This window comes from Oribacterium sp. Sow4_G1_1 (genome assembly GCF_052116105.1).
Classification (GTDB): domain Bacteria; phylum Bacillota; class Clostridia; order Lachnospirales; family Lachnospiraceae; genus Oribacterium.
On sequence record NZ_JBQKLS010000013.1, the window covers coordinates 44,333 to 65,653 of the forward strand.

The following is a 21,321-nucleotide window of genomic DNA, read 5'->3' on the forward strand; positions in this document are numbered from 1 at the left end:
TAGTCCTTTCTCTCTTTGATCTGATCAAAAACGCATTGCCGGAAAGCAGGCGGCGTCAGCGGTTCAGATTCCGTGCAATGTTTTTCACAACCTCGTCTATTACAATCGGCTTGGCGATATGGCCATTCATTCCCGCATCCAGAGATGCCTGCACATCCTCCGCGAAAGCGTTGGCCGTCATAGCGATAATGGGAATCGTCCGGGCATCCGGGCGGTTCTGCAGGGCACGGATGGCCTTTGTAGCCTCATAGCCGTTCATTTTCGGCATCATAATATCCATAAAAATGATGTCAAAGGTACCCGGCTGGTTTGATGCGAAGATTTTCAAAACCTCTTTGCCGTCGGCGGCTCTGGTGACCTGAATTCCCAGTTCCTCCAGCTGCACCATTGCGATTTCCGCATTCAGATCATTGTCCTCTGCCATCAGGATCTTCGCGCCTATCAGGTTCACCTTTGCGGCAGGAAGCCCCTGTGTCTGAACATTGCTTTCATCGGTAAGCTCCAGGGGAATCTCAACGGTGAAGGCAGAGCCCTCACCTTTTTTGCTCTCCACAGAAATGGTGCCGCCCATCAGGTCCACATACCGCTTGGTGATCGCCATGCCCAGACCGGTGCCCTTGTACTGTGTCCGTGCGCCGTTATCCTCCTGAGAAAACTCATCGAAGATATGCTCCATAAACTCCTCGCGCATGCCCACGCCCGTATCCACAATCCGGTAGCGTACCATGATGTGCCGGTCATCTGCACCGGGATGGTAGCTGGCTTCAAAGGCGATGGTACCGCCGTCCTCCGTGAATTTCACCGCATTGCCCAGGATATTCACCAGCACTTCCCGGATACGCACGGCATCGGCCAGTACACAGGGCTTCTCCGGGATGGCCAGATCGGTGTGGAATGCGATATTCCGGTTGGACAGGAATCCCTGCATGATGCTGAGCACTGTATCTGCCACCACTGTAATATCAACGGGAATGGGTGCGAATTTTATCTTGCCGCTCTCGATGCGGCTGATATCCAGCACATCGTTGATGAGGGTCAGCAGGTGATCAGAACTTTCTCTGATCTTTTCCAGGCAGCCCCTCACTTCCGGTTTCGGTTCATGCTTCATGGCAATGTTGGTAAAGCCGATGATAGCATTCATGGGCGTCCGGATGTCGTGGGACATGTTGTTCAGGAAGGTAGTCTTTGCACGGTTTGCATTCTCCGCAGTATGGAACGCATCCTCCAGTCTCTGGTTGATCTTCTTGTCCTTGGTGCGGTCGGACAGATCCAGAATGTACTTCTTCTCACCCTGAATATCCGTGCAGAAGACCACCACACGGAACCACAGCTCCTCGCCGGTTTTCTGGTGGATGTACTCCCGATCCCACTCGCGTTGTTCACCGGGCAAAATGGTCGACAGCTGATCCAAAATGTGAACCGATTCGTCCGTCCGGATCAGATGCTCGATCTCATAGATATTCCGGAGGACCTCTTGCTCCGGAATACCCACCAGCTTCTCAATATTAGGACTGACATATTCCACGCCAAGATCATTTGCATTCAACATCAAAAAGACATCGTTCACATTGATGGACAGCTTGGAGAACAGCTCGTCACGGGCAAGCAGCTCGTTGTCCTTCCGTCTCAGCTTCTGCCGGTTTTGCTGCATCACCAGCAGCAGAAGCAGCACAGCCAGAGCGATGGCAATACCCGACACCACCAGCATGGTCGTGGACTGCAGCTTGTTCATGCTGGAATTGACCACTTCGGCGGGTACAATACCTAAAACAGTCCAGTTCTGAAAATTGGCAGACTCATACACCAAGTAATGGGCTCTGCCATTTACATCGAATACCATCGAGCCGGAATTACCGGCCAGAAAATCCCGGTGCAGGGCGGTGATCTCCTCTTCAGTCAGGCGTTCCGATTTTTCCAGCAGCGCAAAGAGATTGTGGATGTCCTGCATATCCTCGCTGCCGTTGTCCACCACCACCCGGCCGTCAGGCAGGACGGCGAAGGTGCTCGCCTGTCCGGCAAAGGCAGATAGCTTTAAAGCGTCCACCAGGTCGGAATTGTTATAGGTAATGGCGATGGCCTCATAGTCAAAGCCACGGTAGCTGCCCTGCTTGGCGGGAATCGCAAACACCATGATCTCCGGATGATCCGGGACAACGGAGTTTACAACGATGGGCTGTTTTTCCAGGATCAGGTTGGGAAGCTGGTCCCGCAGGTCCAGATAGCCCCTGTTTCCGGTCAGGGTAAGGTATTCGCCGTTTCGGGAGATAAAGTAGAAATCGGTGAAATGGCTTTCCTCCCGTGCCTGATCTACATAGGCGACGACCTCCTCGTCGCTCTCCGTTTTTCCGAGATAGGGCGCCCACATCCGCATACGGCTCCAGTTGACAGAAACCAGATTATACAGTGTCTGATTTGCCTGATGAAAGATTTCGGTCAAGTGGGCAGTGCTCTCCTCGTAAATCGTCCGGGAGACAAAGCCAAAGTAGGCAAAGCCGGCCCAAATCAACCCTGCGACCAACACAAGGGACAGCAGCAAAGCTGTCAATCGTTTTTTCACGGCATTACCCTCCTCTCGGCTTTCTTTCGCTCTATCATTACCCCTGAAGTATGGTCACATACTCGGTAGGCTCCAGGAACTGTTTCGTTTTCTCCAGTGCCTCCTGCATACACTCCTGGCTGGAGTAGTCACTCACCAGGTAGTCCTGGCGCTTGGCTTTCAGATCCTCGGGCATGGGGCAGTTGCAGAAGTTGGGGTGCTCCAGGAAGTTGTCCGCCCCCACCAGCAGCAGGGTATAGGTTGCCGTTTTGTCCAGGGGTTCGCCGTTCACGGTGACCTCCTCCAGCCGGAACTTGCCCCGCTCATACTCGGTGACGGTGTATTCCAGTCCGCTGGTGACGGGCATGAAGTTGCGGTGCTGGATGGGGTTGGAGCCGTCCTCCTTCACGTTCACCAGCCAGTCCATAAAGCGCCAGACTTCCTCGCCGGTGTATTCCCCCTGATAGATGGAGTTGCGGGCGGTGAGCACCCACTTGGCCTGCTGGAGGGTGTAGTCCCCGGCGTAGATGGGGGTGCTGACCGTGGGGGAATAGCCGATGGCCAGGTCCGCCTCCATGGAGGAGCGGATGGTGTTCATCAGGGAGGAGGCCGCAGCACTGCCGTGGTCGGTGAAGTCATTGGAATAGGCGGTCTCCTGCGTGAACATCACTTCCACAGCGTCCGGGTCCTTGAAGTCGGTGATGCGCTGGTTGAAGGCGTCATAGGCGGCCTGGGCGTCATACTCCCCGGTCATCATCTTGTGGCCCACGTCCTGGGAGATGGAGAACACCTCCGTGGAGGCCAGACGCATATACAGGCGGTTGCTGTTGATGCAGTCCTGCACATACGCCAGAGCCGGGGTGGGGGTGATGTTCACTTCCTTATTGTAGGACAGCACAGAGGTGCCGGCGGCCACGTGCTTCTGGCCTTCCTCGCTGAAGATGGCAGACAGCACTTCCAGCACGGCTTTCCGCTTGGCCTCGTCCTGCTCCACGGTGTTGGACACAGCCAGCTGGCACATGGGATAGGTCAGCAGCCAGTTATCCTCGCTGGTCTCCCCGAAATAGGGAAGGATGACGCTGTTGATCCCCCGCTCATTCGTGATTTGGTCACCAGAGCTGCCGTATTGCGGATCATGGCGGTCTTGCCCTCATAGTAGGGCTCCATGGTCTTGGAGAACATCAGCTCCTCATCCCCCTGCTCAAAGCGGACGTCTTTCAGGAACTGCTCGTATTTTTCAAACACTTTGGGCCAGACCACGTCGTCCAGACCAACCGGCTCTTCCTCGGTCTCACTTTCGTATGCCATGCGCCACTGGGTACCCTCCAGGCTCATCAGCTCAGGAATGGCACAGCCCTGCATGGTCTCCAGACAGGTGTAGTCATAGTCCCAGTCGGTCTGATAGCCCTTGATGCCCACCGCCTCGAAGGCGTCGATGGCGGCAACGAACTCGGCATAGTTGGTGGGCAGGGGGATGCCGTACTGGTCAAACAGATCCTTGTTGGCCATGGTGCAGTCCACCTCGGCACACATGGGCAGCCACCGGATGGCGCCGTTGGTTTCCCGGTTGACCTCCAGGTAGCTGGAGTAGAAGGTTCCCGCAACCTCGGTGCTACTCAGATCCATGAGATGCTCAGCCAGAGGAGCCGCGTCGTTCAGGGAGAACCGGCGGCAGGTGATGATGTCCGGGATCTCCTCTCCCCGGGACAGCAGGTCCTTGTAATATTCTATGGTGTTGAAGCTCTGGATAAAGGTAAACTCGATCTCGGGGAACTTCTCCTCCAGCCAGGGAGACAGCTCCTTGAGCATGGAGCGGTCCCACAAATACATGGAGATCTGGATTTTACCCTCTGTTTTTTTGCTGCCGGTGCTTTGCTGCTGTCCTCCGCAGCCTGTCAGCATCGCCGCCGTCATAACAACAGCAAGCAGCAAAGAGATCAGTCTTTTCTTTTTCATTTGTGTTCTCCCTCTCATGATTTTTCTGTTAAAAAAATCTTGTACCAGTTCAGGGCATTCTCTCTGTTCTCACAGGAATTTTGCCAGGCTCCTCAGCAGGCGAGCGGAATTGGTGGGCTTTACAAGGAAATCATCCATCCCGATTACAGCCGCCCGTTCCCGATTCTCCGCAACTGCGTTTGCCGTAAGGGCGATAATGGGAATGTTTGCCCGGATTCGGTTCGGTAGCCTTCGGATCTTCATCGTCGCCTCATAACCGTCCATCACCGGCATCTCAATATCCATCAAAATGAATTGATAATACCCCGGCTCATGTTCTTTCACCGCTGCAACTGCTTTACTTCCGTTATCAGCCTCTTCAAAAAGCAGCCCGTGATCCAAAAGCACTTCCGCAAGAATCTCACGGTTTAATTCATTGTCATCAACAAGCAGAACCCGTTTCCCCTGCAATTGCTCAATTTGCACAGGTTCGATCTCGTCAGCTTCGTCATGGAATGACTCCCCAAGTGCAAAGGAAATGGCTCGTTCCATATTGCCATGGACAACGCTGAGTTTATCCAAATACAAATCCACCTGGGATCTGTGTCTCCGGCAAATCTCTGCATAACCAACTGCACTGTTCAGTTCCGTTCGCAGCTCCCTTAACGACTTTTTGCGGAACTCATCAACCTTGCTGGCGGCTTCCAGTTTCTTTTCCAGAACGCCCATTCTTTCGACAATCTGCTTATGGTTTTCCTGGGAACTAAAGCGATGTCCATCCGGGAATTGAAATTGTAGTTCAACCTCAACGCCTAAAACATCAAGGCATTTTTGAAGTTCCTCAAAAGTCATACTCTCTTTGGATAGTTTTCTATACAGAGAGGAGGGGTACAGCCCTATACGCTTTGCCAATTCTGCTTTGGAAATCCCCATCTGAGAACAGATACCATTAATTATTTCTGTCGTATTCATACTATAATCCCACCTGATCTAACCCAATAATAACGTTTTATGCATCATAACATTTTTGTTACGTAAAATAAATAGCAAATAGAAAGAATTTGAGATACAAAACATCCAAAGAACATGAAATAAATCTTTGGAACAAAAAAGAAGGGGCATATCAAAGCCCCTTCATGAAACCTCCTGCGAATTCTTTAATTGACCTACCAGATACGGAATAATATAGATCAGGTTCGGCTTTCCCAGTCCCTGCCGCTTTCTCTCAATGAGACCGACCTTTTCCTCCAGATCCGAGAGCAACTGGATCGCTTTCTTGTTTCCGCAGTTCATGTCCGCCATGATTTCTTCAATCGTGCAGATGATATACACGCGGCCCTGTTCATCGATCCATCCGTTTTTCGCAGAGAGGGGAACGCGGTCCAGTAAGATGCCATACAAAGTTTTCGCCTCAGCAGACAGATATTTGAACCGGTCATTCGTAAAAAGCACCTTGGGAACCCGGTAGAAGGCAAACTGTTCTGCCTGAGGTCCATAGAAATAATCAAACACTCATAGTCACCACCTGCTTTCAGGAGAATTTATCGCGCTTCAGAGGCTTTTTGCGAAACACATCCTTATCCTTACCGTAGGGACACCTGGTGAACTGGCACCGGCGATACTTGAAATCCGGGCGATAGTAGAGGCAGTGAGCGCAGCTTCCGGGTTTATGCTCTGATGCACTCCCGGGATTTTCTCTCTTTGCAGCCCTCGACAGCTTCTCATATCTGCGGAAGACCTCATCCTTCTTACTCATTTGCCGCACCTTCTTCCTTTGCGCGGTTAGCGCGGATTGCTCTGAGCCATGCGTCCAATTCCTTGTAGCAGACAGCGCTGACACAGGGCTATGTAAGATATCGATATTAAGTCATTCAGGAGAACGACAAACTGAAAGTAGTCGAGATGCGTTACACGGGTGTTCCTACTTCAATCAGATTTCCGTCAGGGTCATAAAATCTAACTACCTTTTGCCCCCAACTGTGTGTCATCAGACGATTGACATATTCGGTTTCGGGGTAGAGCAGCTCAAGTCGTGCCACAAATTTTTCTATATCGGGTTCTTCAAAATATAATTCGGACTGATTGCTGTTTGAAATTACGCGTTTTTCCGTAAAATCTTCCCAGTAACCCAACTCCTGCAAATACAAATGATCCGTCAGTTCCATATTTCCGTCATTGTCTTGTAGCAGTTGAAGCCCAAACATATCACGATAAAACTTTAGAGCACGGTTGCAGTCTTTAACAACAATAAGCGTTCCTTTGTATTTCATATACGCTATCCTCCAAATCCCGGTTTGCTGCTTTCTCTAATTTTGGTGGTTGATTCTAGAATTCTAAAATCTCGTCACCCGATTTTCTAACGTCTTTAGAAATCAGCCCTCAAGTCTTTTCTTTCGTCATAGCAGTTCCGGGTATCGTATTTCAGATTTCTGCGGCGATAGGAGTGATTTATCACAGATTTACACCCAGATACACCGGTGAACACGGAAACATGCGCCATTTTTAGCGGAATCACCAGTTCAGGGCGTTTTTCCTTATTAGATAAAAGCCCTGTTTCTTTAGCACTTTATCAACGAAGCCTCTTTTTTATTAGAAGAAACGCGGAAGATTTCGTGAAAAATCTTCCGCGATAGTGCGCTGGCGTCCCTGACTGGATTCGAACCAGCGGCCTTCCGCTTAGGAGGCGGACGCTCTATCCTGCTGAGCTACAGAGACGTATTAGATTATTTTTAGCTTGCTGAGATGTTTTCGCAAGCCGATGCATGGCAACAAGAAGAGCCAAGGAAGTCAATCTGGAAGAGACCAGAGAGTACTACCAGGATTCTTACAAGCCAAGTGATATAATAACAGAAAACGCTGAAATATCAAGGTTTTCCGGTACTATCAAAAGAAGAAAAGGCGTGAAACGCGGCAAGCAATTTCTTAATTGCTGCCGCGCGATCGCCCACCCTCTGGGTGGGTGATCGCGCGCGAATTTTTAAGTGGCAAGGCCGAAAACGCGGCGAAACAAAATCCAAATTGGCGCGTGTTGCACCGCAAAATTTATTAGAAATCAGGCTAAAAAATTGGCCAACGGATTCGAACTCAGAACCCAAAATAAACAATTGATCATACCGCCAATTTTAGAAAAAGTGGGCAAAAATGCCCCAAAATCATGCCCAAAAAGAGGACGATTTTTTAAAAATGGCGGATGATAGCATCCTTCTTAGGAGGCGGACGCTCTATCCAGCTGAGCTACGCAAACGTACTATGTAATTTACAAAGCACTTAATATTAACATATCCATGAGAGACTTTCAATCGCCATCACTTATACAGCTTCACGTGCGCGTACACACGGCCTTTTTTCGTGGTATTTCCGGTGCCGGTGAAGATGAACTTGCCGTGGCCGCGGACAGAGATGCGTTCGTCCGGCTTCAGGATGTAGCTGGTGTCGGTGACGGTGCGGCCGTCGATGAAGACGTTCTCTGCGGTGATCAGCTCCTGCGCTTTCGTGCGGCTCAGGCGGTAGACCATCGCGAGTACGGCGTCGAGGCGCTCCGAGGCGACGGAGCCGGACAGCTCCTCCCACGCGGGTTCGAGGGTGCAGGCGGACGGCGGCACGACCTCGCAACTCACCGAGGTGTGCTTCACGCGGGTGAATTCGCGGGCGATGATGTCGGCCATATCACTGAGCACGAAGATGAAGGCCTCGGCGTCCCCACAAAGGATGTCGCCGATCTGGTCGCGCTCGATGCCCATGTTCATGAGGGCCCCGAGGTAGTCGCGGTGCGTAAGCGCATCCGTGAACTTTCGGTTCAGCGGCGTCACATGGAGGCAACGGATGACATCTCCCTGTGCCGGCTCTTCGGCGAGGAAGCTCTCCTCCGTCATGTAGTCCGGGAGGAACACGACGACGTTCCGGTCGGCATCTGCACGCCCGCCGAAGATAAGGTACGGCGCACCATTCACCGCGTGCACCTTGCTGCTGATGCCCTGCTTCCGGAGAATCGCATGAAACTGCGCGAGCTCGGACGCCGCAAGGAAGCATGTATGCGTGAGATAGTTGCTGTTATAGGCTTTTTCAGAGAGATCGCGGATGCGGCCCTCGAGAAGTGCATTCTGGTCCATAAATCTTTCTCTGTTTTACTGTACGTGAGGCCAATGCTGTCGGCAGGAAGCACATACCTTCGCGGGAAATCGCCGGCTGCGGGCGGGTTCCATGTATCCGGCCGGAAGCATTGGCCCGGGCATGCGCGGGCGAAATCACTGCAGGTAGACTTTGTACCGCTGCAGCAGCTCCTGGTTCATGTCGACCGTCATGTGGATGCCGTCGTCTTCGTAGCTCGTTTTGTGCACGCGGGCGCGCTCCTGGAGGTCGTGCTCGACCTGGCCGGCGGTGTACGGGATGATGAGGTCCATCGTGATGTAGCCGGCGAAGAGCTTCTCTTCGATCTTCTCGAGGAGGAGATCGAGGCCCAGGCGGCCTGCGGCGGAGATGTAGATCTTATCGCCGCGGTCGATCGGGAGCTCCGAGAGCGGGTACTTCCGGTCGGCCTTATTCATGACGTAGATGACCGGGATGGCGCCGGCACCGAGCTCCTTCAGGGTCCGGGCGGTGACGTCCATGTGCATCTGGTAGTTCGGGTCCGAGCAGTCGACCACCTCGAGGATCAGGTCGGCATTGACCGCCTCCTCGAGCGTCGAGCGGAAGGCGTCGACGAGATCGTGCGGGAGGTCGTTGATGAAGCCGACGGTGTCGGACAGGAGGAAGTCGCGATGGCTGCCCGGAGTGATCTTCCGAACGGTGGTATCGAGGGTCGCGAAGAGCATGTCCTTCACCATGACTTCCTTTTCCTCGTCCGGACAGCAGGCCTCGAGGAGCCGGTTCATGAGCGTCGACTTGCCGGCGTTCGTGTAGCCGACGAGCGCGACCTGCGGAATGCCGGAGGCCTGGCGCTTGCGGCGCTGCGTGTCGCGGTTTTTCGTGATCTCTCGAAGCTGCTTTCGGAGCTCTGACATGTCCTTCTCGATGCGGCGACGGTCGAGCTCGATCTGGGTCTCACCGGCACCCTTGTTCGACATCGAGCCGCCGGTGCCGCCTTGTCGGCTCAGGTTCTGACGGAGACCGACGAGACGCGGAAGCATGTACTGCAGCTTCGCGTAGTCGACCTGTAGCTTCGCTTCCTTCGTGCGGGCGCGGTCCGCGAAGATGTTGAGGATCAGGTTCGTACGGTCAATGACTTCGACCTCCAGGTCATGCGCGAGATTCGCAAGCTGTGACGGCGAGAGCTGGTTATTGACGACCACGAGGTCTGCGTCGAGCTCGAAGACGAGCCCCTTCAGCTCCTGAACCTTGCCGGAGCCGATGTAGCAGGCGGCGTCCTGCGAAGCGAGGTTCTGCGTGACATCTGCCACGACCTCGAGCCCCTCCGCCTCGGCGAGGCCTGCGAGCTCTTCCATGGAGACCTCGAAGCCGTCGCCGCCGAGGCAGACGCCGACCAGGATGGTCTTTCTTCGCTTGATATTCTGATCTGTTTCGAACATGTAAATCACTCCTCTATCTCGGATGAATGTATGTGCTGATGCTGGCCGGCGTGCGGCGTGGGTATGCTGTTTTATGATTTCGTGAACTGACGCGCGACGCCACTCGCCACGAGGAACGCCAGCATTGCCCCGACGAAGGTGGAGGCGATGCGCAGTGCGCAGTCGGAGAAGAAGCTCTCCGGCAGCATGTTGATCATGCGGCTCTCGCGCGGGTCAAACATCCAGTTGCCCTGGCTGAAGAAGATTTCGTGGAAGACCGTGAAGACCCGCGTGAAGTCGATCATGGCGAGGAACGCGATGACGGCGACGAGCCCGAGGATCAGCAGGCAGGCACGGTTAAAGCCGCGACTCAGGTACCCGAGCGCGCCACGTGGACCGGCGACGACGATCAGGAAGCCGGCGATGGCGATGCAGCTGAGGATCGCGAGGGAGCGGACGACGAGGCAGATCACGAAGAGCTGCCGGACATCCGCCATGTGCGATTTCTCGTTTTCGTTGTAGAACTCGGTCGTCCCGCCGTTGATGGTCGTTTCGACGATGAGATTCTCACGATCGCCCCGCAGGTACACCATCGTCTGGTGCATGACGTCGCAGAGGTCGTCCATCGTCATCTCGTCGCCCATCCAGGCCTGCATGTCATCGAGAACCTGGTAGTGCTCGAACTCATCACGATAGAAGCCCGGCGTCCAGTAGGTGACCGCCTCGAAGCTCGTGACGAAGGTGATGAAGATGAGAAGCACGGCAAACACGATGCCGAGAAAGCCACGTAAATGATGACACATAAGATGCCTCCGATTGATTTCAGATTTGCTGCCTACTAGTGTAGCATGATTTCAGAGTCTGCGACAGCGCGGATATATAAAGGATTCCGGAGAGCGCTGCCCTCCGGGATCCTGTTAAAACGATATTACGATCAGCCCTGTGCGGCAGTGGTCTCTTCCGCAGCCTCTGCAGTGGTTTCGTCCGCTACCGTCGTTTCAGCGGCGGCCTCGGTCGCTGCTGCGCTGGTCTCGGTGGTCTCCACGACCTTCACCTGCGTCTGTACGTAGTCGAGGACAGCCTTGTTCACCGCCTCGTCCTTCACCGCATCGCCGCCGTACTGCTCGATTAGCTGGATCTTGTTGAGCTCCTTGCCGGCGAGGCCGCTGAGCTCTACTGCGAGCTCGTCGATCAGCTGATCGCTGGACTTGATGCCCTGCTCGTTCGCGATGGCCGCAACGACCATTCTCTGCTTCGCATAATCGGTCGCATAGCCGGCGATCTCCGTCTTGAAATCATCGACGCTCATGCCGTACATGTTCAGCATATCCGCGAGGCTGTAGCCGTACTGCTTCGCGGACGATACCTCCTGCGAAATCACATAGTCCTCTGCGTACGTCTGCATCGCATCCGAGACGGTGATCTCCGAGGTATCCACGATCTGCTGCAGCGCATCCTGCTGGATCGTGTTGTTGTACTGATAGTCGACCTGCGCCTGAAGAAGCGCCTGCTGCTCTACGCGGAAGGAAGCCACATCGGATGCCTTGGAACCCATGTCCTCCGCATGCTCCTTCACCCACTGATCGGTGAGCTCTGGCATGGTGGAAACCTTATTCACCGTGACGTCAAACACCGCCGGCTTGCCAGCGAGGTCCGGATTGTTCGGATAGGACTCCGGGAAGGTCACATTGACCTCGAGCTTCTCGCCCTTCTTCGCGCCGATCAGCTGGTCCTCGAAACCATCGATGAAGCTGCCGGAGCCGAGTACGAGATCGTAGCTGGTGCCTGAACCACCATCAAATGCCTCGCCGTTCATTTTTCCGACGAAGTCAATGTTTACAGTATCGCCTTCCTTCGCTGCGTCCTCGGTCTCCTTGAGGTAGTTCTTGCGAAGGTAGTCGATCTGGGAATTCACCATGTCCTCATCGACGGTCAGCTTCGGGCTGGTCTCGACGGTGATGCTCGAGAGGTCGCAGAGCTTCACGGTACCCATGTCACTGAACTTCGGAAGCTCCGGTACCTCGGTCGCCTCGAGGGCCTGGATCTCCGGATCATCCGCGCTGAGCTGGGAAGCGGTCGCGGTATCGGATGCACTTGCGTCCGTTGCCTCGGCTGCAGCGGCGGTGGTCGCCTCCGGGGTCTTGTTCGATGAGCCGCACGCCGCGAGCGCCATCACACTTACCGCCACAGCGGCCGTCAGAATCAGTCTGTTCTTCTTCATAATTTTCTCCTCAGTTCTAGATTTTATTACATAAGCATTCAGTGCGGGTCCCCGGCTTAGATTGAACCGGTCCCGGAGTACTGTGCCTCCGTAGCCGGCCCGCCGGGGACCTGGTATGCGCTGTCATTGAATTACTTATTAAACGCCTTAAACGCCTTATAGGTGTAGTACACGTCGAGCTTCGAGGTGATCTCGAACGGTGCGTGCATCGCGAGTACCGGCACACCGAGGTCCACGGTATCGACGTCCATGTTGGCGATGAACATCGCCACGGTTCCGCCACCGCCGAGGTCCACACGGCCGAGCTCGCCGATCTGCCACATCACATTCTCATCATCCATGTATTTGATGACGCGCTGCATGGTCTCCGCAGACGCATCGTTGGAGCCGGACTTGCCACGGGAGCCGGTGTACTTCGTGAGGACCGGTCCACGGTTCATGTAGGAAGCATTGTTCGCCTCGAACGCATCTGGGAAGGTCGGATCGAAGGCAGCATTGACATCTGCCGACAGACACAGCGATGCACGCAGCACATCGCGCACGCGCTCACCCTCAGCCTCTGCGAGGTCCTCCATATAGTGAAGCAGCATATCGCCGGACATACCGGTGTTTCCGACCGAACCGATCTCCTCCTTATCGACGAGGGCGGTCACGGTGGTGTACTCCGGCTTCTTCGTTTCGAGCTCAGCCATCAGTGCGGTGTACGCACAGACCTTGTCATCCTGGCCATAGGCACCGACCATGGAGCGGTCGAAGCCGATATCGACGGCATGCTGTGCCGGTACCATCGTGAGCTCGGCACGCAGGAAGTCCGCCTCGGTGATGCCATACATCTCGTGGAGGATCGACAGCACCTTCAGCTTGAACGCCTGCTTCACTTCCGGATCAGCGATCGGTGTCGAGCCGAGCAGCACATTCAGCTCCTCGCCCTTGATGCCATCCGCGAGGGTGCGCTTCACCTGCTCCTGCGCGAGGTGCGGCAGAAGGTCGGATACGACGAAGACCGGATCCCCCGGCTTCTCACCGAGATCGAGGTCGATGGCACGACCGTCACGCAGCATCACACGACCGTGCAGTGCGAGCGGGGTCACCGCCCACTGATACTTCTTGATGCCACCATAGTAGTGCGTCTTGAAGAACGCAAGCTCTTCCTTCTCATAGAGTGGATTCGGCTTCAGGTCGAGACGCGGGCTGTCGATGTGGGCGATGTTGAAGTGCACACCCTCATCGAGCGGACGCTTACCGATGGTGGTCAGGATGATGCTCTTGCCACGGTTATCGAAATATACCTTGTCACCGGTCTTATACTTCTTCGAACGCTCGAATGGCTTGTAGCCGTTCTCCTCTGCCATCCGGATCGTCTCACGTACGGCCTCACGCTCGATCTTCGCATGATCGAGGAACTCCTTGTAGCCCTCGCAGAACGCCATGGCCTTCTCCACGTCCTCCGGACGCTCCATGCCGATGTTCTGAATCTTATAACAGAGCTTTTCCTCAAGCTTCTGTCCTTCTGTCTTCGCCATAATATATCCTCCTTTAAAGCAGCCTCCTCATTTTATCGGCTGTCTGTGTTATTTCTGTGAAATCAGTTCACGCTGCCCATATCCGTGAGCGGCCAGTACTTGAAGTATACCTTCGCCACCATCTTGTCGCGGGAGACCATGTTGTACTCACCCCAGTAGCGGGCATCGAGTGAGTTGTTCCGGTTATCCCCGAGCATGTAATAGCTGCCCTCCGGCACCGTCACATCCACCGCCGGGAACTGCTGCCCGTCGACGATCATCGGCTCCGGCAGATAGGTCTCCGTGATGGCCTCACCGTTCACATAGACCGTACCGATCGGCACCTCTACGCTTGAGCCGTCTGCGTTCTTCCCGATCCTGATGTTGTGGAACTCGGACGCATCCGCGGTCCCGGTCTGCCGGATCTCGATGTGATCCCCTGGCATACCGATGACACGCTTCACATAGTATACGACGGAGTTCTTCTTATCCTCGCGCCCACAGTTCGGGCATACACCCTCGTCTGTCTCCCGGTAGCTCTGCCCGCAGCCCTTGCACTTGTACCCATAGACGAAGATGGCAATGTCTCCACGTTCCACCTCCCCGAAGGTATACTTCAACCTGGAGCCGAAGACGCGCGCCCCGGCCATGATCGTGTCCTGCATGGAGCCCGTCGGGATGGTCGAGTTCGCGATGATGAAGTTGTTGAGACAGAACGCCAGCACCGCCGCCACCGCGATGACCTTCACCCAGTCGATGATCTCTCCGAGCAGCGTCGTCGGCTGCTCTCCGTCATCGGACTTCTTTGGTCTCCGCTTCTTTCCACCAGCTGTCCGAACACGTGGGGATGCTCCATCTGCCTGTCCGGAATCGCTGCTCACCTGGGCTGCACCCTGATCGCCGGCATTGTCCCCGGACACCGATGTGGAATTCTCAGCCTTCCCCTCGTCGGAAGCAGACACGTTATCCACATGATGCCCATCGCTGTCCACGACATCGAAAAATTTATTGTCCATACTTTTTTCTCCTGTTCTACTATGTCTGTACTTACATTTACTACGTTTTTCCAGACCCTACTATTCTAACAGATAGCTCGAAAAAGTATAGATTCCACACTTGTCCTTCATCTTTTTTTAAGACTAGCGTTACAGTTCAGGCAGGAGCCCCGGAGGAGTGGCAACGGAGGCCATACGGAGAGACCGTGTGAAATCAAGCCGGGTCCCCTTAGCGGCACTTGGTGTTATCTCTCCTTGGAACCCTCTAGCAACGCTGAGTTTTCATCAAGAAAACTCAGCGATTGCAGAGGGCCTAGTGCCGCTTAGGGTCCCCGGCTTAGATTGAACCGGTCTCGGAGTACTGTGCCTCCGTTGCTGCCCCTCCGGGGCTCCTGTCCAGACTATAACCAGACTATAAAAAGAGGGCAGCCGGAGCCTGCGCCCTGACTGCCCTGTATGAATGGTAAAGATTGATATTAAAGCTGAGGACCAGCTGCAACGAGTGCCTTACCAGCCTCGTTACCCTCGTACTTGACGAAGTTCTTCTGGAATCTCTGTGCGAGATCCTTTGCCTTCTCCTCCCACTCAGATGCATTTGCATAGGTGTCGCGAGGATCGAGGATAGCAGGATCTACACCTGGAAGCTCGGTCGGAACCTCGAAATCGAAGAACGGGATCTTCTTGGTCGGAGCCTTGGCAACATCGCCATTCTGGATAGCGGTGATGATTCCACGAGTATCCTTGATGGAGATTCTCTTGCCGGTGCCGTTCCAACCGGTGTTTACGAGGTAAGCCTTTGCGCCGGACTTCTCCATTCTCTTTACGAGCTCCTCAGCATACTTTGTAGGATGAAGCTCGAGGAATGCCTGACCGAAGCAAGCAGAGAAGGTCGGTGTCGGCTCCGTGATACCACGCTCTGTACCAGCAAGCTTTGCTGTGAATCCACTCAGGAAGTAGTACTTGGTCTGCTCCGGAGTAAGGATGGATACTGGTGGCAGTACGCCGAATGCATCTGCAGAAAGGAAGATTACGTTCTCTGCTGCAGGACCGTGAGAGATCGGCTTAACGATCTTCTCGATGTGGTCGATCGGGTAAGATACACGAGTGTTCTCGGTTACGGACTTGTCGTTGAAGTCAAGCTTGCCCGTCTTCTCATCTACGGTTACGTTCTCGAGAAGAGCGTCTCTTCTGATCGCGCCGTAGATATCCGGCTCAGCGTCCTTATCAAGGTTGATAACCTTTGCGTAGCAGCCGCCCTCGAAGTTGAATACGCCGTTGTCATCCCAGCCGTGCTCGTCATCACCGATGAGGAGTCTGGTAGGATCGGTGGAAAGGGTGGTCTTACCTGTTCCAGACAGACCGAAGAATACGCAGGTGTGCTCGCCGTTGAAATCGGTGTTTGCAGAGCAGTGCATGGAAGCGATGCCCTTCAGCGGGAGGTAGTAGTTCATCATAGAGAACATACCCTTCTTCATCTCTCCGCCGTACCAGGTGTTTACGATAACCTGCTCGTGGCTGGTGATGTTGAAGACAACTGCGGTCTCACTGTTGAGTCCGAGCTCCTTCCAGTTCTCAACCTTCGCCTTGGATGCATTGTAAACAACGAAATCCGGCTCGAAGTTCGCCTCTTCCTCAGCGGTCGGACGGATGAACATGTTCTTTACGAAGTGAGCCTGCCAAGCAACCTCCATGATGAAACGAACAGCCATACGAGTGTCCTTGTTGGCACCGCAGAAGCCATCGATGACATAAAGCTTCTTGTTGGAAAGCTCCTTCTGAGCGATCTCCTTCACAGCGGCCCATGCTTCCTTGGAAGCCGGATGGTTATCATTCTTATACTCGTCAGAGGTCCACCATACAGTGTCCTTGGAGTTCTCATCCATGACGATGAACTTATCCTTAGGAGAACGACCGGTGTACACACCAGTGAATACATCTACAGCGCCGAGCTCGGTCTCGAAGCCCTTCTCATAGCCTGTAAGACCTTCCTTGGTCTCCTCTGCGAACAGCTCCTCGTATGATGGATTGTATACGATTTCTGTTGTGTCAGTAATGCCATACTTCGTTAAATCAATCTTTGCCATTCTGTTTAACCTCTTTCTCTTCTCTGGTTACCAGTCAGCGGAATCCCTTGGGGATCTTCCGAACGCTTCTGACCTCTCTCTGATATTTTCAGAAAGCATCGGACGCTGCCGAAAGCGGTGGATTCCTCTATCCTCGAGCAAAAAAGCGCTTACATTTTTCGCTCGTTAATTATTATACACGATATTGTTTCTTTGTCGATACAATTAATTTAATTTTTAACAAAGTTTTGCTTAATATCCATGAGAGGGCCGTCCGCCAGGACTGAGCGGCGCATAAAAACAGAGGCGCCCGCAGGCGCCTCCTTAGTAAGATCTGTTATTTCTTTACCGGGTTCGAAACCTTCACCATGTGGTCGTACCACTTTCCCTTCTTGCCGATGAGGGCGAGCGGGAATTCTTCGTCGAGGGCCGGGACCGGAATGTCGAAGCCGTTTACGACTTCTTCCGTGCCGTCCGAGTACTTCACGGTATCCTTCGTCGGCTGGAGAAGCGCCGCGCCGTCCTTCTTCGCATCCTCCGCGCTTCCCGGGAAGAGGTTCAGGATGTTCTCGGAAGCGAGGCTTACATGGATCGTCATCACTCCGTCCTTCACGGTGAGTACGCCCTTTCCGTCCTCGGCTTCATTCACGTGGAACATGCTGCTGTCCGTGGTGAAGTCTGCCGCGTAGGTACCATCCTCGAGGGCGTCTGCATTGGCCTCAGAGGTACTGCCGGAAGACGTCGTACCGGTCGGTGCACCGATCACGGCTGCCGTGTGCTCGACGTAGATCTGCTCGATAGCCGGGATGCCGCCGAGACCGCCGATCTGGCAGGTCACCGTATCGAAGGCGCCGGATGCGAGGAACTGGCTCTTCCAGGAGTCGTCATCGTCACCGGCCATGTCGTTGTTTGCGTGGTCACCGGCTACGACCATGAGCGGACGAAGCACGACCTTTTTATAACCCGCTTCCTTGATGCGCTCGATCACGGCTTCGCAGGCGGTCTCTGCCGGCTTTCCTTCGACAGTGCCGATGTAGACGTTCCCATACGCAAGCTCCTCCATCTGGGTCTGCATCTGCGTGTAGGTTACAGCGGCTGCGTGGCTCGTACCGTGGCCCATGAAAACGAAGGCGGTGCTGTCCTTCGCTGCATCCTCGAGGCTCTCATAACCGGCGGCCTTCACTGCCTCGGCAGTCAGCGCCTCGGCGACGGCCTTCTTGTCGGCGTTGGTCGTGGAGCCATCCTGTCCGACCTCCCCGAGCAGCGGCTCGGCGATCTCGATGGTCTCGATTTTATCCTTATAGGACTCAGCGGCCGCACAGAGCTCGTCGTACTCCGCGCCGTGCATGAGGTGCGTCGGCTGGATCACGAGATGCTTGACGCCGTTGTCGACGGCACGCTGCAGCGCCTGGTCCATGTTGTCGATCTTCTCGCCATCACGCGCCTGGACGTGATTGATGATGATCTGCGCAGTGAAGGCACGACGAACCGACCAGTCCGGATACGCCGCCTGCAGCGTCTTCTCGATGCCGCCGATGTCCTGCGCACGGCTGTCGTTGAAGGAGGTACCGAAGCTCACGACGAGAAGCTCCTTCTCGCCGATACCGTCCTCGTTCAGCGGATCATCCTTGCTGGCATCCCCGGTGTCGCGGCCGAAATAATCCGGATCGGCCTCCTCACCCTCGACGAGCGCCTTCTGCACATCTGTCAGCTGGTCCCAGGCTTCCTTCGCCTCCGCGCACTGCGCATCGGTATCCTCGGTCCGCTCCTGTACATAGATCACATCGATCAGCGACGCCACATGATCTGCGGCTGCCTGATCCGCCTCCGCACTGTCCTCCGTCGCCGCCTCGGTTGTGGCCGCCACGGTCGTGGCCGCTGCCGTCGTCTCCGCCGGCTTCGACTGACCACAGGCCGACAGCGACGCCGCCATCAGTAACATCAGCATCGTATACTTCGATTTTCTCATATGGTTTCTCCTCCTGTTGTTATTCACTTATATTCTGTTTTATGTATCTTTTACCATTTTGATAAGGAAACGCTAACAGCATACCACAGATATTCTCTTTTCTGCTATACTATACGAAATTGTTTGAGCAGAAAGGAGGCCCGATGGACCGCACGATCTTTCATATCGATGTCAACTCCGCGTTTCTCAGCTGGTCCGCGGTGAAGCGCCTCCGCGAGGATCCGACGGCGATCGACCTCCGCACGATCCCGTCCGCGGTCGGCGGCGACGTCAAAACCCGCCACGGCATCATCACGGCGCGCTCCCTCCCGGCAAAGCGTTACGGCATCCGGACGGCGATGCCCGTGGTGAAGGCCCTCGAGCTCTGCCCCTCCCTTGTCCTCGTGCCCTCTGACTTCAAGACCTACCGCGCGTACTCCGCGGCCTTCATCGAGATTCTGCACAAGTATGCCCCGGTCGTCGAGCAGCTCTCCATCGATGAAGCCTTCCTCGACATGACCGGCACCGAGCAGTCAATCCGAAGCGCCATCTTCGAGCAGATCGTCGCTGGGACACTGACGGGCGAGAAGGCCACCCGGCTCCGGTCGTTTGCATTCCCCATGAATGCCGCGGTGCTCCTGAAGGACGAGATCCGCGACACCCTCGGCTTCACGGTCAATGTCGGTATCTCGAGCAACACGCTCCTCGCGAAGATGGCCTCCGACCTCGAGAAGCCGGATAAGATCCACACGCTCTACCCATCCGAGATCGAGACGAAGATGTGGCCGCTTCCGATCGGTGACCTCTACGGCTGTGGCAGTAAGACGGCAGAAAAGCTCCGGCGCATCGGCATCCATACGATCGGCGACGCCGCCCGCCTCGACCCGACGATTCTCACCGGTCTTCTGGGCGCCAATGCAGGCAGCTATATTCATGCGGCCGCCCATGGCATCTCGACGCGCGCCGTATCTTCCGTGCAGGAGGAGGCGAAAAGCATCTCGAACGAGATCACGACGACGGTGGATATCGATGAGGATAATCTCGAGACCGAGGGCATGGAGATCATGCGGGCACTCGCGGTGAAGGTCGCGGGGCGGCTCCGGAAGCATGATTTCTACGCCGGCACGGTCGGCTTCTCCGCGAAGACCGATGATTTCAAGCGGCGCTCGGTACAGCAGAAGCTGCCGGACCCGACGCAGGATCCGGAGAAGATCCTCTCGGTCGCCGTCGTCCTCATGCATCAGCTGCTCGATGCGCCGGACGGCCTCTTCGGGCAGGGACGGAAGGTTCGCCTGATGGCGATCTTCACCGCGAACCTCGACCATGGCGATTTCCGTCAGATGACGCTCGAGGAGCTCACAGAGAACCGCGCAGAGATCGAGGCAGAGATTCGTGACACGCGCCGGAAGGCCGAGAAGGAACGGAAGCTGCAGGCCCTGTCGAAGACCCTGCAGGAGCGCTTCGGCGCTGGCACCGTGCAGCGCGGGATGAAGCTCGAACCGACGACATCAGCCCATGAAACGTAACAGTTCAGGCAGGGCGACCCGGAGGGTCACCTCTCTGAACTGTTACCATGAAACAACTGGAGGAGAGGAATTTTATGATTAAGATCATCTTTTTTGATATCGATGGCACGCTGCGACCGTTCGAGACCGGACGGGTGCCGGCGTCGACGCAGGCGGCCCTCCGGCGGGCACATGAGGCGGGGATCCTCTGTGCGATCGCGACGGGACGGCACTGGATGGAGATCCGGAACGAGAACCTCACGGAAGGGATGCGCTTCGACGCCTTCGTAACCATGGATGGGGAGTTCTGCTATGTACTGGATCCGAAGAAGGTGGATGCAGCAATCGTGCACGGGGAGCATCTCCGGCACGAGGAGCCGTACCGCTTCGATGTGAAGAACAGCCCGGAGCCGATGGCGTACTTCGATCCGCGGAACGGGCGGGTCGTGCAGCGCATCGAGATCCCGCGTTCGGCGGTGGAGAAGGTGCTGGCACTCTGTGAGGAGCAGCCCTTCGCCTGCCTCTTCGAGGAGGAGCGTGCGATCTACGCAAATATGGTGACGCCGGAGCTGCTTTCGGTGCTGAAGCACATCAACTCAGCGCAGCCGCCGGTGCGACCGGTGCAGGAGGCGCTGGAGAATCCGATCTATATGATGATCCCGATCATGACACTGGATGAGGCGGACGTCATGGAGGCGCGGGTGCCGGAGTGCGAGCTCGTGCGCTGGTCCGACGGCATGAGCTTCGATCTCACGAAGAAGGGCATCTCGAAGGTGTCGGGCATCGATGCGCTCCTCGCGGACTATGGTTTCTCGCTCGAGGAGGCGGCCGCGATCGGTGATGGCTGGAACGATGTCGGGATGATCGAGCACTGCGGGCTCGGCATCGCGATGGGGAACGCGAAGAAGGAGTGCAAGGACGTCGCGGACTACATCTGCCCGTCCATCCTCGAGGATGGCATCGCGGATGCGATCGACTACATCCTGAAGAAAAACGCGCAGAAGCGAGTAGGAGGCGGTGACTAGCCGCCGTCCTCTCACACCACCGTGCGTACCGTTCGGTACACGGCGGTTTCAACAGTTGACGTGCATAGACTGATAAGCTGTGGCAAG

At 55.3% G+C, this 21,321-nt stretch carries 17 protein-coding genes, 1 tRNA gene and 1 pseudogene; 3 read left to right on the forward strand and 16 right to left on the reverse strand.

Going from position 1 to position 21,321, the window contains the following annotated elements; all coding sequences use genetic code 11:
* Positions 1-55: 55 nt before the first annotated feature.
* The 8 genes from ACTQ52_RS09250 to ACTQ52_RS09285 form a co-directional block, all read right to left on the reverse strand.
* The gene (locus ACTQ52_RS09250) at positions 56-2,557 is read right to left on the reverse strand and encodes an ATP-binding protein (RefSeq protein WP_441982448.1); all 2,502 of its coding nucleotides are present in this window, start codon (positions 2,555-2,557) and stop codon (positions 56-58) included.
* Between the two features lie 37 nt (positions 2,558-2,594).
* Positions 2,595-3,530, reverse strand: a complete 936-nt coding sequence (locus ACTQ52_RS09255) for a 5'-nucleotidase C-terminal domain-containing protein (RefSeq protein WP_441982449.1) — start codon at positions 3,528-3,530, stop codon at positions 2,595-2,597.
* Positions 3,531-3,565: 35 nt separating this feature from the next.
* On the reverse strand, positions 3,566-4,492 hold the full coding sequence (locus ACTQ52_RS09260; RefSeq protein ID WP_441982450.1) for an ABC transporter substrate-binding protein: 927 nt from the start codon (positions 4,490-4,492) through the stop codon (positions 3,566-3,568).
* A 69-nt stretch (positions 4,493-4,561) separates the two neighbouring features.
* Entirely contained in the window at positions 4,562-5,443 is an 882-nt protein-coding gene (locus ACTQ52_RS09265) for a response regulator (RefSeq protein WP_441982451.1), read from the reverse strand.
* A 162-nt stretch (positions 5,444-5,605) separates the two neighbouring features.
* A complete protein-coding gene (locus tag ACTQ52_RS09270; protein WP_410043682.1) occupies positions 5,606-5,983 on the reverse strand; it encodes a replication initiator protein A in 378 nt (125 codons plus the stop codon).
* 19 nt (positions 5,984-6,002) lie between these two features.
* On the reverse strand, positions 6,003-6,227 hold the full coding sequence (locus ACTQ52_RS09275; protein WP_441982452.1) for a hypothetical protein: 225 nt from the start codon (positions 6,225-6,227) through the stop codon (positions 6,003-6,005).
* Between the two features lie 151 nt (positions 6,228-6,378).
* Entirely contained in the window at positions 6,379-6,741 is a 363-nt protein-coding gene (locus tag ACTQ52_RS09280; protein WP_441982453.1) for a VOC family protein, read from the reverse strand.
* 368 nt (positions 6,742-7,109) lie between these two features.
* Positions 7,110-7,186 (reverse strand) — tRNA-Arg (locus tag ACTQ52_RS09285).
* 47 nt (positions 7,187-7,233) lie between these two features.
* On the opposite strand from ACTQ52_RS09285, the gene ACTQ52_RS09290 reads away from it, so the two are divergent.
* The gene (locus ACTQ52_RS09290; RefSeq protein WP_410043683.1) at positions 7,234-7,434 is read left to right on the forward strand and encodes a hypothetical protein; all 201 of its coding nucleotides are present in this window, start codon (positions 7,234-7,236) and stop codon (positions 7,432-7,434) included.
* A gap of 342 nt (positions 7,435-7,776) precedes the next feature.
* Here ACTQ52_RS09290 and ACTQ52_RS09295 read toward each other — a convergent pair whose 3' ends face one another.
* The 8 genes and pseudogenes from ACTQ52_RS09295 to ACTQ52_RS09330 form a co-directional block, all read right to left on the reverse strand.
* The gene (locus ACTQ52_RS09295; RefSeq protein WP_441227101.1) at positions 7,777-8,580 is read right to left on the reverse strand and encodes a YlmH/Sll1252 family protein; all 804 of its coding nucleotides are present in this window, start codon (positions 8,578-8,580) and stop codon (positions 7,777-7,779) included.
* Between the two features lie 135 nt (positions 8,581-8,715).
* Positions 8,716-9,996: a GTPase HflX gene (gene hflX / locus ACTQ52_RS09300; RefSeq protein ID WP_441982454.1), complete on the reverse strand. Its 1,281-nt coding sequence runs from the start codon at positions 9,994-9,996 to the stop codon at positions 8,716-8,718.
* 71 nt (positions 9,997-10,067) lie between these two features.
* The gene (locus ACTQ52_RS09305; RefSeq protein ID WP_441982455.1) at positions 10,068-10,778 is read right to left on the reverse strand and encodes a TIGR01906 family membrane protein; all 711 of its coding nucleotides are present in this window, start codon (positions 10,776-10,778) and stop codon (positions 10,068-10,070) included.
* A 131-nt stretch (positions 10,779-10,909) separates the two neighbouring features.
* Entirely contained in the window at positions 10,910-12,196 is a 1,287-nt protein-coding gene (tig, locus tag ACTQ52_RS09310) for a trigger factor (RefSeq protein WP_410043687.1), read from the reverse strand.
* Positions 12,197-12,327: 131 nt separating this feature from the next.
* Entirely contained in the window at positions 12,328-13,719 is a 1,392-nt protein-coding gene (locus ACTQ52_RS09315) for an aminopeptidase (RefSeq protein ID WP_410043688.1), read from the reverse strand.
* Positions 13,720-13,781: 62 nt separating this feature from the next.
* Complete coding sequence (gene lepB / locus ACTQ52_RS09320; RefSeq protein WP_410043689.1) at positions 13,782-14,714, reverse strand: signal peptidase I; 933 nt, start codon at positions 14,712-14,714, stop codon at positions 13,782-13,784.
* Between the two features lie 455 nt (positions 14,715-15,169).
* Positions 15,170-16,777, reverse strand: a complete 1,608-nt coding sequence (gene pckA, locus ACTQ52_RS09325) for a phosphoenolpyruvate carboxykinase (ATP) (protein WP_441982456.1) — start codon at positions 16,775-16,777, stop codon at positions 15,170-15,172.
* 733 nt (positions 16,778-17,510) lie between these two features.
* Positions 17,511-18,704, reverse strand: a pseudogene (locus tag ACTQ52_RS09330) (sirohydrochlorin cobaltochelatase); the annotation flags it as partial.
* 164 nt (positions 18,705-18,868) lie between these two features.
* On the opposite strand from ACTQ52_RS09330, the gene ACTQ52_RS09335 reads away from it, so the two are divergent.
* Both ACTQ52_RS09335 and ACTQ52_RS09340 read left to right on the forward strand, forming a co-directional pair.
* A complete protein-coding gene (locus ACTQ52_RS09335) occupies positions 18,869-20,230 on the forward strand; it encodes a DNA polymerase Y family protein (protein WP_441982457.1) in 1,362 nt (453 codons plus the stop codon).
* Between the two features lie 74 nt (positions 20,231-20,304).
* Positions 20,305-21,234: an HAD hydrolase family protein gene (locus tag ACTQ52_RS09340; RefSeq protein ID WP_441982458.1), complete on the forward strand. Its 930-nt coding sequence runs from the start codon at positions 20,305-20,307 to the stop codon at positions 21,232-21,234.
* Positions 21,235-21,321 lie beyond the last annotated feature (87 nt).

Coding starts and splice junctions, on each gene's coding strand:
- ACTQ52_RS09260 (WP_441982450.1), bottom strand. CDS start 4,492: ATGAAAAAGAAAAGACTGATCTCTTTGCTGCTTGCTGTTGTTATGACG.
- ACTQ52_RS09265 (WP_441982451.1), bottom strand. CDS start 5,443: ATGAATACGACAGAAATAATTAATGGTATCTGTTCTCAGATGGGGATT.
- ACTQ52_RS09275 (WP_441982452.1), bottom strand. CDS start 6,227: ATGAGTAAGAAGGATGAGGTCTTCCGCAGATATGAGAAGCTGTCGAGG.
- ACTQ52_RS09280 (WP_441982453.1), bottom strand. CDS start 6,741: ATGAAATACAAAGGAACGCTTATTGTTGTTAAAGACTGCAACCGTGCT.
- ACTQ52_RS09290 (WP_410043683.1), top strand. CDS start 7,234: ATGGCAACAAGAAGAGCCAAGGAAGTCAATCTGGAAGAGACCAGAGAG.
- ACTQ52_RS09295 (WP_441227101.1), bottom strand. CDS start 8,580: ATGGACCAGAATGCACTTCTCGAGGGCCGCATCCGCGATCTCTCTGAA.
- hflX (WP_441982454.1), bottom strand. CDS start 9,996: ATGTTCGAAACAGATCAGAATATCAAGCGAAGAAAGACCATCCTGGTC.
- ACTQ52_RS09305 (WP_441982455.1), bottom strand. CDS start 10,778: ATGTGTCATCATTTACGTGGCTTTCTCGGCATCGTGTTTGCCGTGCTT.
- tig (WP_410043687.1), bottom strand. CDS start 12,196: ATGAAGAAGAACAGACTGATTCTGACGGCCGCTGTGGCGGTAAGTGTG.
- ACTQ52_RS09315 (WP_410043688.1), bottom strand. CDS start 13,719: ATGGCGAAGACAGAAGGACAGAAGCTTGAGGAAAAGCTCTGTTATAAG.
- lepB (WP_410043689.1), bottom strand. CDS start 14,714: ATGGACAATAAATTTTTCGATGTCGTGGACAGCGATGGGCATCATGTG.
- pckA (WP_441982456.1), bottom strand. CDS start 16,777: ATGGCAAAGATTGATTTAACGAAGTATGGCATTACTGACACAACAGAA.
- ACTQ52_RS09335 (WP_441982457.1), top strand. CDS start 18,869: ATGGACCGCACGATCTTTCATATCGATGTCAACTCCGCGTTTCTCAGC.
- ACTQ52_RS09340 (WP_441982458.1), top strand. CDS start 20,305: ATGATTAAGATCATCTTTTTTGATATCGATGGCACGCTGCGACCGTTC.